Source organism: Mucilaginibacter sp. A5337 (assembly GCF_059690695.1).
The window spans coordinates 543,795-559,953 of sequence record NZ_JCAWEC010000002.1 but is presented as its reverse complement, the minus strand read 5'-3'; the positions used below and the strand labels follow the sequence as shown (position 1 = coordinate 559,953).

Annotated in this window: 9 protein-coding genes; 2 read left to right on the top strand and 7 right to left on the bottom strand. The window is 43.2% G+C overall.

Translation table 11 applies throughout. The annotated features are described in order from the left end of the window. Positions 1-2: 2 nt before the first annotated feature. From AC59JO_RS07155 to nirB, 5 genes are all read right to left on the bottom strand, one after another. Positions 3-3,515, bottom strand: a complete 3,513-nt coding sequence (locus tag AC59JO_RS07155; RefSeq protein WP_497304391.1) for a molybdopterin-dependent oxidoreductase — start codon at positions 3,513-3,515, stop codon at positions 3-5. A gap of 127 nt (positions 3,516-3,642) precedes the next feature. Then, positions 3,643-4,929: an MFS transporter gene (locus AC59JO_RS07150; protein WP_413668019.1), complete on the bottom strand. Its 1,287-nt coding sequence runs from the start codon at positions 4,927-4,929 to the stop codon at positions 3,643-3,645. Positions 4,930-4,988: 59 nt separating this feature from the next. Further along, a complete protein-coding gene (locus tag AC59JO_RS07145) occupies positions 4,989-6,530 on the bottom strand; it encodes an alginate export family protein (protein ID WP_497304389.1) in 1,542 nt (513 codons plus the stop codon). A gap of 586 nt (positions 6,531-7,116) precedes the next feature. Beyond that, complete coding sequence (nirD, locus tag AC59JO_RS07140; protein ID WP_413668017.1) at positions 7,117-7,467, bottom strand: nitrite reductase small subunit NirD; 351 nt, start codon at positions 7,465-7,467, stop codon at positions 7,117-7,119. Between the two features lie 44 nt (positions 7,468-7,511). Then, positions 7,512-10,007 (bottom strand): nitrite reductase large subunit NirB, encoded by a 2,496-nt coding sequence (gene nirB / locus AC59JO_RS07135; RefSeq protein WP_497304387.1) that lies wholly within the window; start codon positions 10,005-10,007, stop codon positions 7,512-7,514. Between the two features lie 290 nt (positions 10,008-10,297). Here nirB and cobA point away from each other — a divergent pair, with 290 nt between their 5' ends. Further along, on the top strand, positions 10,298-11,026 hold the full coding sequence (gene cobA / locus AC59JO_RS07130) for a uroporphyrinogen-III C-methyltransferase (protein WP_497304385.1): 729 nt from the start codon (positions 10,298-10,300) through the stop codon (positions 11,024-11,026). 4 nt (positions 11,027-11,030) lie between these two features. Next, positions 11,031-11,396 (top strand): DUF7009 family protein, encoded by a 366-nt coding sequence (locus AC59JO_RS07125; RefSeq protein WP_497304383.1) that lies wholly within the window; start codon positions 11,031-11,033, stop codon positions 11,394-11,396. Between the two features lie 31 nt (positions 11,397-11,427). Here AC59JO_RS07125 and AC59JO_RS07120 read toward each other — a convergent pair whose 3' ends face one another. Further along, the gene (locus AC59JO_RS07120; RefSeq protein WP_497304381.1) at positions 11,428-13,584 is read right to left on the bottom strand and encodes a glycoside hydrolase family 31 protein; all 2,157 of its coding nucleotides are present in this window, start codon (positions 13,582-13,584) and stop codon (positions 11,428-11,430) included. 4 nt (positions 13,585-13,588) lie between these two features. Then, positions 13,589-16,159 (bottom strand): glycoside hydrolase family 95 protein, encoded by a 2,571-nt coding sequence (locus AC59JO_RS07115; RefSeq protein ID WP_497304379.1) that lies wholly within the window; start codon positions 16,157-16,159, stop codon positions 13,589-13,591.

The following is a 16,159-nucleotide window of genomic DNA, read 5'->3' as shown; positions in this document are numbered from 1 at the left end:
AATCAAGCTTTTAACAATTGTTGTTCAAGTACTTCTTCAAGCAGTCGCTTTACTTCGGGTCTGCATGAGCCACAGCCTGTTCCTGCTCCGGTCTGGCTGCAAACATCGGCCAGTTGCGTGCACCCGCTTTTTACCTTATTGCGAATATTATCGGCACCAACGTTGTTACAGCTACATACCAGTTTGCCTAAAACAGGCTCGGCCGTTTTGCCGCTGCGAAGTAGTTTGAGGCGCTTATCGCTTAGTTCTGTTTTGTTGGCTATCAACTCCCTAAACTCCTGGAACTCGCCTTTATCGCCAATTAAAATGGTACCCACCAGCCTGTCCTGGTGAATAATGCATTTTTTATAATAGCGTTTAGCCTTATCTATAAACACAATCTCCTCATAATCTTTATCATTGGGGCAATCAGATAAACCTATACTGCACAAATCAAAACCATGGATTTTGATGATATTCATAAACAGGCTACCCTTGTAGTAGCTGGCAATATCGCCATTCATATAACCCGCAACTACTGCTGCCTGCTGTTCTGCTGCGGCAGTTATACCGTATAAAGTACCGTTAAACTCCGCTATTTCGCCAATGGCATATATGTTCGGATCGCTGGTAATCAAGCGTTCATTTACAATTACACCGCGTTTAATTTCAAGGCCGCAATCCTTGGCTATTTCAAGGTTTGGCGTTGTACCAATAGCCAGGATCATGGCATCGCAATCAATCTTCCGTCCGCTTTTTAAACCTATACCGGTAAGCTTGTTGCGACCGTAAAATAACTGCACTTCATCATCATAAAAGATGTCGCAGCCCTGGTCAACCATTTCTTCGTGTAATAGTCGGCTCCCCAGTTCATCCAACTGACGATTCAAAAACCTTGATGTACGTTGAATAATAGTGATGGTAATTCCTATTTCGCGTAAAGACGCGGCCATCTCCAATCCTAACAAACCACCACCAACAATAACCACATGGCCACTTTTAGGTACGTGTTTTTTGAAATTGTCCGCATCATTACGGCTGCGCATGCTGAAGATACCCGGCAAGGACGGCACGTTTTTAGGAATTGCTGCCCGGCTACCGGTAGCCAGCAATAATACATCATAGTACGTTTTTACGCCACGGCTATCCAGCACATATTTATTGGCACGGTCTATTTTCTCAACGCTTACACCACGTAGCAGCCTTATTTTAAGTTCAGGTTCCTCTTCATCGGTCATTTTCACCAACTGCTCCCAGCGTTGTTCACCACTGATATAATCCGGAAGCATTACGCGGTTGTAAAAAGGATGATCCTCTTTACTGAAAATGATGATCTCATCATCTTTGTTCAACTCCCGGTATGACCGGACAAAACCATGCGCCCCTGCGCCTGCGCCCACAACTACAATTCTTTGAAAAGGCTTTTTATATTTCTCAACCTTTACCGCACAATACTTAAAATCCGGTTCCTTTGATATCGGGTCGAGCGCATCATTGGTAACGTTGTTAATGCGGTGCAGGTCATTATTCAGGATCTTGCCCCAATGCATCGGCACAAAAATAACGCCCTGTTTTATCTGTTCGGTAATGCGAGCTTTTATCCTTGCTTCTCCCCTCCGTGATGTAATAATGGTAACATCGCCTTCTTTGATTTCCAAAGCCGCAGCATCAATAGGGTTAATCTCCACAAACGACTCTTTAATATGCTGATTAAGCTTATTAACCTTACCTGTTTTGCTCATGGTATGCCATTGATCGCGAATACGGCCGGTGGTAAGGATAAAAGGGTAATCACCATCAGTACTTTCGCTGGTATGAGCGTCAGGTACAGCGCTGATCTGCGCATTGCCGGTTGCTGTATAAAACTGTTTGTCGGTAAACAAACGTGGCGTACCAAATGCTGCATTACGCTTTTTATAAGGCCATTGCATTGATCGTTGCTGTATGATAGTATCGTGGGTGAGCCCGCTGATATCAATATTGGTTTTACCCGTGAGTTTAGCGTGCTCAGCATAAATTTCAGCGGCATTTTTAAAATCAAAGCCTTTGTACCCCATTTTTTTTGCAAAGCGACAAATGATCTCGCTATCTGGCATAGCCTCTCCCGGAGGGTCTAGCACCTTACTCAGATAACTGATGCGCCTTTCAGAGTTGGTCATAGTCCCCTCTTTTTCGGCCCAGGCCGCTGCCGGGAGGATCACGTCGGCATAAGCTAAAGTCTCGGGCTTATTACTGATCTCCTGAACCACCACAAATTTTGCTTTTTTCAGCGCTTCTTCGGCCAGGCGCACATTCGGCAGGCTGGTGAGCGGATTGGTGCACATGATCCAGATAGCTTTAAGACGGCCATCATTTAGGGCCTCAAACATCTCCGTGGCTGTAAGGCCCGGTTTCGCCGCTATCTCGGTACCTCCCCAAAACTTTTGTACCTCTGCCCTGTCTGCCGGATTTGTCAGGACACGGTGGGCCGGTAAAAGATTGGCAAGCCCGCCTACTTCGCGCCCGCCCATGGCATTGGGTTGCCCGGTTAATGACAACGGGCCCGAACCCGGTTTACCAATATGACCGGTTATTAAATTGAGATTTAGCAGGCTTAAGTTTTTATTTACTCCGACTGAGCTTTGGTTTAAACCCATTGTCCACATCGAAATAAAGCCTTTTGCTTCACCGATATGAAGGGCGGCAAGGCGGATATCACTTTCGCTCACGCCACAAATGGCGGCTGATTCGGCAAGCGTACGTTCAAATACTAATTTACTGTACTGCTCAAAACCATCGGCATGTTTGGTTACAAAGTCAACGTCAATATCACCGTTTTCTATCAATACCCTCCCTATAGCATGATTTAAGGTAATATCAGTGCCCGGGTTTAACTGCAGATGCAAATCGGCATTGCTGCATGTATCTGTAACCCGGGGATCAACCACAATGATCTTTACATCGGGATTTGCGGCTTTATGCGCCTCAACCCTTCTCCATAAAATGGGATGACACCAGGCTGGGTTAGCCCCTGTAACGTAAAAGCAATCCGCCAACTCAATATCGTCGTAACAAACAGGTACTGTATCCTCGCCCAGCGCAATTTTATAGGCAGCAACGGCGCTGCTCATGCACAAACGCGAATTTGTATCGATATTATTACTACCGATAAACCCCTTAATCAACTTATTTACAACATAATACTCTTCAGTAAGACATTGACCGGAAGCGTAAAACGCAACCGAATCCGGGCCGTATTTATTGATGAAGGTTTTAAAAATGGCTGCTGTACGCTCCAGAGCATCATCCCAGTTTACCCTTTGCATGGGCATGCTTTTATTGTAGCGCATTTGAGGGTACAGCAGCCTGTCGGTTTTATCATTGGCTGTATAGTGCAGGTTAAGCCCCTTACTGCACAGCATCCCTTTATTTACGGGATAATCCTTGTCGCCCTCAAGTGTTATGCTGCCATTTTTCTCTTTGTTAATTACCACGCCACAGCCTACCCCGCAGTAGCAGCAAGTACTTTTAAATGTATTTTGAGGGCGTTTAGACATTCTTTTTAAGCTAAAAGCTTACGGCTGAAAGCCGAAAGCTCTTTATATATTATTATTTATTCTGTACTTAAGGCCGAAAGCTTTAATCAGCCTTACAGCTTTTCGCTTTCGGCCTTCTGCTTTAGGCTTATAAGGCTAAAGCAGGTTCCTCTACTGTTTGAGGTTCGGCTTGTTTTTGAAAACGGGTGATCAAAACAATTGCGGAAATCACCATAACAGTTATACCGATGTAGGTAAATGCTTGTATATAGGTAATATGCTCCGATTTGAAAAGAAACCCGAACAGCATTCCGCCAAGATTACCACCGGCGCCTACAATGCCGCTTACCATCCCCACATTTTTGCTGTTGATAAAAGGCACTATACCGTAAGTAGCACCGTTTGACATTTTGAGGAACAACGCGAATGAAAGCATAGAAATAATGGCCATTGTAAGGCTACCCGACTGAGCGAACAGGATAAGGCCGATACCTTCCAACAGTAACACCCCGGCCAAAAGCAGGCCCTTGCCCCGCATACCGAATTTGCCACCAACCTTATCAGACACAATACCGCCCAAGGCACGGGCAAAAATGTTCATGAAGCCGAATATACCTGCCCAGAAACCGGCAGAACTTTGCGACAAGTGGAAAGTATCTACAAAATGTAATGAAGCCACGTTATCAAAAGTGATTTCCATACCAAAGCACATAGCGTAGGCCATGGTCAATGCCCAAACGCGCCAGTCGGCTAATATTGACCAATCGGTTTTTGATGGATTGGTTTTGGCGTAGCCTACTTCGTCGTAGTTGCCGTTAGGGGTATCTTTGGTAAACTTCCAATATAAAAAGGCAATTATCAGCATCATTATACCCGGAACTATCATAGCATATCGCCAGGCTTCGGCTTTGGTAAAGCCTGCACCTACTATGGCAGCAAATATTAAAGGCATCACCATATTAGTTACACCGCCGCCAAGGTTACCCCAGCCGCCGGTTACTGCATTGGCAGTACCTTTTATATTAGGGGCAAACATCATGGAAGTATGAAACTGGGTAATTACAAACGATGAACCAATTACACCAATAGCCAGGCGAAACAATAAAAATGAAGTGTAATCATGAGCCAGGCCTACTAAAAACACAGGTAACGACCCAACAATCAATAACCTGACCGCTGTTTTACGCGGGCCCCAGGTATCACAAAGTTTACCTATAATAAGGCGGGCTATAATTGTTGCAGCCACCGATGCAATGATGGTGTTACCCACCTGTCCTTTACTCAGATGTAATTCGGCACGTATGGTTGGCATTAACGGCGCCAAACCGAACCATCCAAAAAAGCACACAAAAAACATGAGCCAGGTAATATGGAAGGTGCGCATTTGAACACCCTTAAATGAGAATATGTTGAGTTTGGTAAGTTGTTTTTCCATGATCGTTTTAAATTAAAAGCAGGTCATTAAATATTATCTTATGGATTATCGCCCATGTATTACTTGTTTAAAAACTCGGGTTTGATATTAAGCTGCAGGTATGCCCAAAAGGGGTGTAGCTTATTATTGTCAGGTGTTAAGCCTTTGGCATATTCCATACTGTGGGTTGCCGCCATGTAAGATAAACCCAGGTCAACAACAGTAAATTTGTTAAGCTTATAGCTGTTGGTCAGGTCAAATTCGGTACCCAGATATTTGTTAATCGGCTGCCCGTTTACCCCTTTCTGATCTTTAGCTAACAAGAAGTAATGATTGGCTAAATCAACACTAAAGCGCTTATTATCTGACAGATATTTAACTTTAACATAAGGATTGCTCAAGCCGCCTGTAGGAGATCCGCTGCCTGCATAGAAATAATCCATGTAGCCCCAAAACTTATGCGGCGTGCCATACAATGGATCAAACCGATGATTGGTTTTTGAGGTAGATAGCGCATCATTTCCTGACAGATAATCCCAGCCGGCTGTATAGGCCAGGTTACTGCTTTTGTATGATAAAGATGCGGTATAAGTATAGGCACTCAACTCAGCGCCGTCGCGATCATGACCTCCCTGGTAATAAAATCCAGCGGTGGCTGCCCATTCATCTTTATTGCCGAAAACGGGATTTACAAGCAGCCCGGTTGTATATCGTGTATTAACACCTGGCTGGTTAAACCGCCGGCCATAGATATAACCAACATCCTCGCCGGATACATTTTTTACCGAATCGAGTTTGTATTTGGCAAACTGATCGGCAAGGAAAAGGCCTGTTAGTTTAGTTTTATTAAATTTCTTTGCAAAGTAGAGATATTCAAGTGCTTTATAGTTTTGGTTTTGCCCATTAGTACCGGGCGGGTTTAAGAATGAAAGATTACCGGTTTTTGAACTAATACCCGAAGCATTCACCAACGGAATAAGTCCGGCTGGGGTATTGGCCAAATTACCTCTGCTATCCTTTACTGTAGCAGGCACATTGGCCGGGGTATAATAGGTGCCATTATAGTTAATAGCATCAGAACTTTGATTAAAGGCTGCACCGAGATCAACCTGCCAGCCCGATTGAAGGAGCTTTAACACGATGGCATCGTGCCTGCGGGCCTGCTGAATCCAGTCAGTAGCGCCAAGCAGGCGTTCATCGTCATAGCTAATTTCCTGGCGGCCAGCTTTTATAGCAAAATAATCGACAGGTGATTTTTTAAAGGAAGTATCTTTTTTGTTGGAGAGGATCAGTTCGGCCCAGGCTTCATGCAGGCTTAGCCGGCTGCCGTCATTAATAGTAATGGTTGAGGCATCCTGACCCCAAAGCCTAACATCCTGTACCGATGTTTGAAAAATAAGCTTGCTGCTTTTATAATTGAAGGTAAGCCGCGTTCGTTGTGACACAAAGGCCGCGTTTTTGTTACCTATCGGTTCTAAAGTTCCATAACCATCACGTAATTCGCCTCTTGTTTTAATTTGCCCGGTTAAAGACAGCTGCGCTGAAGCGCTGTAAGAAACGAAACATGATATAATTAATAGAATTTTCCCAATAGTGTATTGATTAGATACATTTTTGTACATTTGAATTGGTTTTTTATTTGTTAAAGCGATTAAAAACTATTTAACCCTGTCTGGGAATGCGACCTCCCGGCAGGGCTTTTTTATGCGTTTGGGGTTTTTACCATAGGCTCAATCTTTTTTTGATTTATTTATCCGTTTAATTATGATAAATATAACTTATTTAATGATTAAGTACAAGTAATTGAATTTTAAAATGAATTTTTATGATAAAAATCATTAAAAACACATTTTTTTAACAAAAATTCATTTCTTAAATAATCAAAAACAACTGAAATGTATTTTTAACAATTTTTTAATGAATAAAAAGCAGACAAATAACTACCAAACCCAAATTAAAATCCATAAAAACAATAAAAACCATCATTGAAAACCAAATAATACAATAAATAAGCGCTAAAATTTCATAGAAGCTTAAAAAATCAAAAGAATAACATTCAAAAAAGAAACAAAAATCCAAAACACTGCCAATAGTGTATCTAATACACATCAATCCCTGAAAAAAGTGCATAAAAAAGCGCCATTGCCCTATTTAACAACGACGCTTAATGTAAATTTTACTCGGCCTTTAGTCCGGAGATACCCTTTTTTAATCAATTCCTACAAAAACCTTCCCGTCGGCGATTTTTACGGGATAGGTTTTTATAACCAATTCCTCCTCACCCAAACATTCGCCAGTAAGGAGTGAGAATGTTTTTTTATGAAAAGGACAAGCCACTTTTGGCTCACAACTTTCACCTGCGCTACCTATCATCCCGCGCGATATAGCCATCTGTTGCTTATGCGGACAAAGATTTTGAGTAGCATACCACTCATTGCGGCGTGCAAAATTAAAAATTGCTATCTGCTCATCGCCATGCTTAATACATGAACCACCATTTTCGGGCACATCATCAACATAACAAGCCATTATCCATTGAGTTACTATTGTTGTTTCCATTGTGTTTTCTTTTAAATAATACCAATCTAACTTGAGATTAAAACCTACCATTCCTTAGCACGCACCTGCTCGCGCATTGGTTCAAATTGCGCATGAGGATCCTTTTCGTCGGGTGCATTTATAAAATGAGCAAAACGCTTGCGCATTGAAGGGTTATTAATAGCTTCTTTCCACTCGCAGTGATAGCTATTTACCAATGCCTGCATTTCCTCCTCTAACTGCTCGCCCAAACCAAGACTATCATTTACTATTACATTTTTAAGGTAACTCATGCCGCCATCCAGCTTATTGAGCCAGGTTGCAGTACGCGTTAATTGGTCTGCGGTTTTTATATAAAACATCAGGAACCTGTCGAGATATTTAACTACAGTTTCTTTATCAATATCGGTAGCCAATAACTGAGCATGTTGCGGCTTAGACCCACCATTACCGCATACATATAAATTCCAGCCTTTTTCGGTAGCGATAATTCCAAAATCCTTCGATTGCGCTTCGGCACACTCACGTACACAGCCGCTTACGCCACCCTTGATTTTATGCGGCGCACGGATACCTTTATATCTATCCTCTACCTCTATGGCAAAAGTCACACTATCATGCAGGCCAAACCTGCACCAGGTACTACCCACGCAACTTTTTACAGTACGAAGCGCCTTACCATAAGCATGACCACTTTCAAAGCCAGCATCAATAAGCTCCTCCCAGATCAAAGGCAGATCACTCAGGTGTGCGCCAAACATATCAATACGCTGTCCGCCCGTTATTTTGGTGTACAATCCGTATTTTTTGGCAACCTGGCCTATTACAATCAATTTATCAGGTGTAATTTCACCACCCGGAATGCGGGGCACAACAGAATAAGTACCACCCTTTTGAATATTAGCTAAAAAACGATCGTTGCTATCCTGTATAACTTCCTGCTTCACAATAACATCATTCCATAAACTGGATAGAATACTGGCTACAACCGGCTTGCAAACCTCACAGCCATCACCTTTGCCATAATGGTCTAATACGAGATCATAGTTTTTTAAGCCATTTATCTTAACAAGATCAAACAGCTCCTGGCGCGAGTAATCGAAATGCTCACAGATAACATTTTTAATATACTGACCATTCGCCTTCATGGTGCCGGCAATCAAATCTTTCACCAACGGCACGCAACCACCACAGCCAGTGCCAGCCTTGGTGCATTTTTTCATACCATCAATACCGGTTACACCGCTATCATTCACAGCCGAACAGATCGCCCCTTTAGTAAGCGCCTCGCATGAACAAATTAGCGCATCATCAGGCAAACTCATTACACCCGCCCCGGCATTAGATTCGCCTCCTCTTGACCCTAATATTAAATCTTCCGGATCGGGTGGCAATACTATTTTATTATTAACGGTTTGGAGCAGCATATTATAAGCATCCGCATCACCAATTAAGATGCCGCCCAAAAGATTCTTGCCATCGTTTGTAATATTAATGCGCTTGTAAATACCCTTATGCGTATCCTCAAACAAAATAGTGCGACAATCAGGCTCGGTAATAAAAGCATCACCAAAGCTGGCCACATCGACACCAATCAACTTTAACTTAGTGCTCATATCGTAGCCGTAAAAGCTTTTGTCGGCCTCGGTTAGATGAGCAGCTACAATATCGGCCATTTCATAACCTGGCGCAACCAGGCCATATATCATACCTTCATATAAAGCACACTCTCCGATAGCATAAATGCATTCATCGCTGGTTTGCATTTTCTCATTCACTACAATGCCGCCACGGGTACCCACATGCAGACCCGCAAGCTTAGCCAACTCGTCGCGTGGGCGAATACCTGCAGAAATCACCAGCATATCTACCGCAAGCTGACTATCATCATTAAATTTTAATGCATGAATTTTTTTATCGCCGGTAATAGCAGCCGTACTTTTATTGAGATGCACATGCAAGCCCAGCTGACTTAATTTCATCTGCAGCATATTGCTTCCTGCAGAGTCTATCTGGCGCGGCATCAAACGGGGCGCAAATTCAATAACATGAGTTTCAGCTATACCAAGATCTATTAAAGCCTTGGCAGCTTCCAGCCCCAGCAAACCACCACCCATTACGGCACCTGATTTTGCATTAGCAGCGCAAGCCCTAATCAGCTCCAGATCCTCAATGGTGCGATACACAAATACACCTTCCTTTTCAATGCCCGGAATATCGGGCACAAAGGCAGAGGAGCCGGTTGCCAAAACCAGGTAATCATATTTTAAAGTAACGCCTTTTAAAGAGTGAATTGTTTTTTCGGAGCGATTGATTTCCTGGATCGGGTCGTCCAAATGCAGCGCAATGCCATTATCTGAATACCATGATAAAGTAGAGAGCGACAGGTCATCAGCGGTTTTGCCGTTAAAATACTCGCTAAGATGCACCCTGTCGTAAGCATGACGCGGCTCTTCGCCAAAAACAATTATTTGGAACTGCGTTGATCTGGCTAAAAGTTTCTCACAAAACTTATAACCTACCATACCGTTGCCAACAACAATGATGGTTGGTTTTGACATATCGAAATTTTTTAAATGTTAAAGCAATTTTCAAACTAAAAATGAACCAACTGCGACCCTGATTTCATTTATATCACAATTATAACTCAAAAAAACATCAAATAAAAATTTAATTTCAATTTTTTATTAACTAAATCATGATTATTGGCATTTAATTTCATAAATTAGTGCTATTAATATAATTTACATCATTATTAAGAGACAATATTTTGATCTATTTTGAATTTTTAGCAAAATCAGCAAAATTAAAAGGCCAAAAAGTCTGTTTTTTTAATCACTAATTTAATAAAATGCAAAAAAATATACAAAAACCAGAGCTTTTTGTACTTGGAGCAGGTCCGGGAGACCCGGAATTGATGACAATCAAGGGATTTAAGGCATTACAACAAGCAAATGTTATATTATATGACAACCTGGCTAACAAAGAATTACTGGCCATAAGCCGGGACGACTGCGAGAAAGTATACGTTGGCAAGCAACCTTACGGCGATTATACTCCGCAGGAAACCATTCATGAAATGATAAGGCATTATGCATTTACCAAAGGCAATGTAGTAAGGTTAAAAGGTGGCGACCCGTTTATATTTGGCCGCGGGTTCGAAGAAATTATATATGCCCGTCAACACGGTATCACTACCCACTATATACCAGGTGTAACCAGCATGCAGGCATCCGGGCTGGAAGACATCCCCCTAACCCACAGGCAGGTAAGTGAAAGCGTTTGGATGGTTACCGGCACCAAAAAAGATGGCAGCCTATCCGCCGATTTAACCTGCGCTATGCATAGCAATGCAACAGTAGTTATATATATGGGAATGAAAAAGCTGGCAGAAATAGCTTCGGCCTATATAAAGGCTGGTAAAGGAGACACACCGGCAGCTATTATTCAGCACGCATCATTGCCGAATCAAAAATCGGCAAAGGGAAAAGTATGTGATCTGGAAGCAATCGCTACAGATCATCAGCTTACCTACCCCGCTATTATTATTATAGGTGACGTTGTTAACGTAAAAAATTAAAAAAATGAAGATCAGAATAAAAGGCAACTCGCTACGCTATCGCTTAACTAAAACAGATGTTGAAAACTTTGACAGGGACGGATATCTGGAAGAAAGCACTAATTTTGGTTCGCAAACATTTAAATATGCGCTGCAACGCTCTGCAACCGAATTTTTAACTGCAGATTTTGGCAACAATACGATAACTATGCACATGCCGGCTAACATGGCTATTGAATGGACAAGTACCGACCGGGTTGGTTACGAAAACAACAACAGCCAGATTTACCTGCTTGTTGAAAAAGATTTTAAATGTCTCGACAATGTGGCCGAAGATCAGAGCGATAATTATCCTAATCCCCTGGCTTTAAAACTTCAACATTCGAGCTGATACAACCGGCCGCTAATTTATTTTCCTTAATTTACTGTTCGGTCATGGCTTTGAAGGTCACTTTTCCGATATTATTGGGCTTACCTTTTATTGCAGATGTGATAGAACCCATTAATTTCCCATTCTTTTTAACTACAGTAATTTTACGAAACGTGTAATCGCCTTTTTCATAGTTGTATGTTTCACCGTCGTCATCATATAATGAATACACACCTGGTTTATTGCCATAATACCTGATCTCGAGGTCTACCTTCTGTCCTGCTTTTGGCGCGTGCAGCATTACAGGCATCATGGGTATAATTCCGCCATCCTTTACATATACAGGGATTTTATCCAGGCCCGGTGTAACACCGATCACTTCGCCATCACCGGCATACTTTCCGGTATAAAAGTCGTACCATTTACCTTTGGGTAATATCACCTTTCTGCCGGTTTCACCCGCAAATACCGGGGCTACCAGTAAATATTCGCCAGCCATATACTGGTCTTTAACTTCTTTGGTCGTAGCTTCTTCGTAGGGGTTTTCTTCCAGGTTGAGCTGTTTCTTTTCAGTTTTCGCTTCGTTGTTTCCAAAACCATCTTCCATGTACATGGCCCTGAAAGGCGGCGTGCCTTCAAAATGATATTTAGCAAATTCGCTGTACCAGTATGGCATCATTTGCATGCGCAGGTTAGCCATCGCTTTAACCTGTTCTGCAACTTCGGGAAACGACCATGGTTTGGTGCCGCTTGCCCAGGCATTAATCATGGCCATGGGCGAAAACACGTTAGATTGGAACCTGCGCAGCCACTCCTCGCCTGTTTTGGATGATCGTACTTCGGGCGTCCAAAGCACCCCGGCAAAACCACTGTTAACCAACGCGGTAATGAAGTCATGATGGTCATAGTAATCATTATAGATCACGTAAGGAAACGACGACCCGCCACCGTTTGACGCGCGTACCAGGCCGAATGTGCGTTGATTGCGCTGATGATAAATTTCACTGGTATAGCGCTGCATCATCAACCCGTAGGTTTGGCGCATTTGTTCGGCAGCATGCCCTGATGGGAAAACAGCAACATCGGGCCATAAATAATTGTCGCCACCGTCAACCTCATCCATTTTATAGCCGCTGATCCCGATATCTATCTTCCCCTTTTCCAACTCGCCGAAGAATACTTTCCGGGCTTCGGGCATACTGATATCCGGCACGATGCCGTTCCAAACCGTATGCGAGCCACTGTAAGGTAACATACTTTTATAAACCGGCGCTTGTGGCGATACATAAGGATTAGTCCATAAATTGAGCCTGATGTTCTTTTTCAGCATCTCCTGTACAAAAGTTTTGGGATCAGGAAAACGGCTTGCATCCCATTCAAAAGTGCAGGGATACGATTTACTTTGCCAGCCGGGTTCAAGACCAATAAAATCAAGCGGGTAACCTTTTTCTTCAAATGCCTCCGCTTCATCCTCAACACCCTGCGCATCGGTTAAACGCTGCATCCGTTGAGTAAAGCCCAAGCCCCAGCGTGGCGGCAAACAGCCACCGCCATTTAATAAATTATACCGCCTTACAGCATCCAGCATGGTTGGCCCTGCAAATACGTAGATCTCAGTACCTGCAGCCGGTACCAGCATTTCTACACCATCTGAATACGGGTGCGAGCTCCATGTTTTATCCAGGTTGCGGTCTTTCACATCAGGCGGGGTTTTGCTATCGCGATTCACCGCTGTACCGGCGTATACATTGATATACCTTGCCGAATTAATAAATACACCATAGCCCTTTGATGATACATAGAACGGCGTTGGTGCATGTGTACGGCCATTATCCTTACCGGCATAATTATCAACATGTAGGGTAAGCACCTTGCCCCGTTGAAATACAGTCTGAAAATTCAAACCAAACCCAAATAACTGTTCTTTTTTTTCGAGAGGGAACCTAAGGTAGGTTTTACCGTCCTGTACCCGAGCGGTAATTTCCTGCTGTTCCAGAGGGAAACCGGCTACAGGCATTTGTTGTAAACCGGCATGATAAGGTTGCGCACCTGAAGCTTTCAACAGGTCAAACTCTTCGGGCTTGCCGACTACACCTTTCCAGATTCCGGGTTCCACCTCCGTCCATGTGATGGATTGCGATTGTGCGTGGATTGTTGCAGCCAAACCTAAAAACAAACAAAACAGCAAATAGTATTTAAAATTCTTCATGGTATTACCTGGGGATAACAGTATAGGTTTTGCCTTTTTGGGTGGCAAAATCAATTAAATAACCTTTATTAAATGATACTTGCGGAAGCTTTGCATCATCCGCTTTTTGATAGACAGGTATCGGGGGTGCCACATTTAATACATTATCATTGGTACTGACAGCAGTTTTACTGCTTACTTCCACAACCTTTACAGGGATAGGCGTGCGCAGCCTGCAATTTCCTCCAATGTTTGATTTGATCAGCGCTTTACTCAACTTTCCTTTTTTCCAGTCGATGGCTATCTCAAAATTTCCGCGCGCCTTAATACCTTTGATACTACCATTGGGCCAGGCATCGGGCAGGGCCGGTAACAATTCAATTTCTCCGTTCTGGCTTTGCAACAGCATTTCGGTCATGCCCGCTGTTCCTCCAAAATTTCCATCAATCTGGAAAGGTGGGTGTGCGTCAAACAAGTTAGGATAAGTTCCACCTCCGCTCATCTGGCCTTTTATTTGTAAAGGATCCATATAATTAAATGCTGCGGCTAATATTTTATAAGCATGGTTACCATCATGCATGCGTGCCCACCAGTTCACTTTCCAGGCCATTGACCAGCCGGTGCTTACATCTCCCCGGTAGATCATGGATTGTTTAGCCGCCGCTGCTAACTCCGGCGTATTAAATACAGAGATCTGCTTTCCGGGAAACAGGCTGAACAGATGGGAAATATGCCTGTGTGTATCTGCCGGATCATCCCAGTCTTTAAACCACTCCTGTAACTGACTGTGCCTGCCGATGTGAAATGGATATAATTTGGAATATGCTTCTCTTACCTGGGCTGCAAAGGCTTTATCAGCATTGAGGGCCTGAGCGCTACTCAAACAGTCCTGAAACAATTCGCGAATAATTGACATATCCATGGTAGAAGCCATGCTTACCAGGTATTCTTTACCATTGATCTTTACCGTATTTTCGGGTGATGTTGAGGGATTTGTTACCAGGTAACCTGTATTGGGATCAGTAACCAGCCAATGCAGCATAAATTGCGCGGCGCCTTTCATAACCGGGTAAGCGGTTTTACTTAAAAAATCCTTATCGCCGGTAAAAAGATAATGATCATACAGATGAAGGCTCATCCAGGCCCCGCCCATTGGCCAGGCCGACCATCTTACCGAACTTTTAGGGTCCTGGTCAAAATTGCCGACTGTTGATGTTTTAGCCCAGATATCCGTGTTGTGATGCTCAACCCAGCCTTCATCAATATTATAATTCACTTTAGCTGTAACTTTACCATTTACCGCAAGCTCTTTCAGAAAATCAAACAAAGGCTGATGGCATTCTGAGAGATTGGTATTCTCGGCCAGCCAGTAATTCATTTCTGTATTGATATTGGTGGTATAATTGCTGCCCCAGGGTGGTATTACCTGGTCGTTCCAGATCCCCTGTAAATTGGCAGGAGCACTGCCCGGCCTTGAACTGGCAATGAGCAGATAACGCCCAAACTGATAATACAGCGTTTGGAGTTGCCTGTCAGGATTTGATATATTGAAGTTTTTTAGCCGCTCATCCGTAGGCAAATTTACCATGGCGTTATCTGTCCCCAGATTAAAACTCACACGTTTAAACAAATGCCGATAATCGGATACATGCCTTTGTTTAAGCTGTTCATATGTTTTTTGCTCCGCAGCCAACAGGTTTCCCTCAGCTTCGATAGCGGGTTTTTTCCCTTGTAATCCGGGCGATTTATCAAAGCCATTAAAACTGGTGGCCTCAGTTAGATATAGTATAACTTCGTTTGCCCCCCTTACCTCCAACGCATTACCAACAGCGATTACCTTACCGCCCTTGTTCTTTATTTTGAGGTTGATCCGAAAGTCCATACCCTCGCCTTTAGGCTCATCATAAATCACCTGCCGAGGTTCATAATCACGATTGGCTACATAAGTGGGCGCTTTTCCGGTCAAGACCAATTTGTTGCTGCCTTCAGCTGTAACAGTAAAGCGTAACCTGCTTTGCAGGTTAGCTGTAAAGTTTATTGCGCCCTTTTTATCGGCAGTAATGCGCACCATCATTACCTTATCGGGATAACTTATAAATGTTTCACGCGAAAAGTTAGCTCCATTAACCTTATATTTTACTGTAGATACTGCACTATTTAAATCCAAATCGCGATAATAATTACTGCAAGTGTTATCCGACAAGTTGAAATTGAGTAACAAATCACCTAAGGGAAGATACCGGGCGGTGTAAGGCCCCTGCAAATACTTTTTCCATATTGCTGCCGCCTGATCATAATCGCCCTCAAATACAGCTTTGCGTACTTCTGGCAAATGAGCAGGTCCCTGGGGATTGTTTCCAGGTTCGGGATAACCTGACCAAAGATTATGGTCATTCAGTTGAAAACGCTCTTGATTAACGCCGCCAAATACCATTGCCCCTGTAGTCGCGTTGCCTAAAGGCAGCGCTTCCTCCCAGGCGGCCGCTGGCCTGTTATACCAAAGCTTTAATGCAGTGCTGTTGCTTTGTGTTTGCGCAACAGCAAGTTTAGCACTTATCAATCCTGCAAAAACTAAATATCTTTTAAGCTGATGCAT

Bases quoted from the DNA above. Each gene is read 5' to 3' on its own strand.
- AC59JO_RS07150 (WP_413668019.1), bottom strand. From the start codon at position 4,929: ATGGAAAAACAACTTACCAAACTCAACATATTCTCATTTAAGGGTGTT.
- AC59JO_RS07115 (WP_497304379.1), bottom strand. From the start codon at position 16,159: ATGCATCAGCTTAAAAGATATTTAGTTTTTGCAGGATTGATAAGTGCT.
- AC59JO_RS07125 (WP_497304383.1), top strand. From the start codon at position 11,031: ATGAAGATCAGAATAAAAGGCAACTCGCTACGCTATCGCTTAACTAAA.
- nirB (WP_497304387.1), bottom strand. From the start codon at position 10,007: ATGTCAAAACCAACCATCATTGTTGTTGGCAACGGTATGGTAGGTTAT.
- AC59JO_RS07145 (WP_497304389.1), bottom strand. From the start codon at position 6,530: ATGTACAAAAATGTATCTAATCAATACACTATTGGGAAAATTCTATTA.
- AC59JO_RS07120 (WP_497304381.1), bottom strand. From the start codon at position 13,584: ATGAAGAATTTTAAATACTATTTGCTGTTTTGTTTGTTTTTAGGTTTG.
- cobA (WP_497304385.1), top strand. From the start codon at position 10,298: ATGCAAAAAAATATACAAAAACCAGAGCTTTTTGTACTTGGAGCAGGT.
- AC59JO_RS07155 (WP_497304391.1), bottom strand. From the start codon at position 3,515: ATGTCTAAACGCCCTCAAAATACATTTAAAAGTACTTGCTGCTACTGC.
- nirD (WP_413668017.1), bottom strand. From the start codon at position 7,467: ATGGAAACAACAATAGTAACTCAATGGATAATGGCTTGTTATGTTGAT.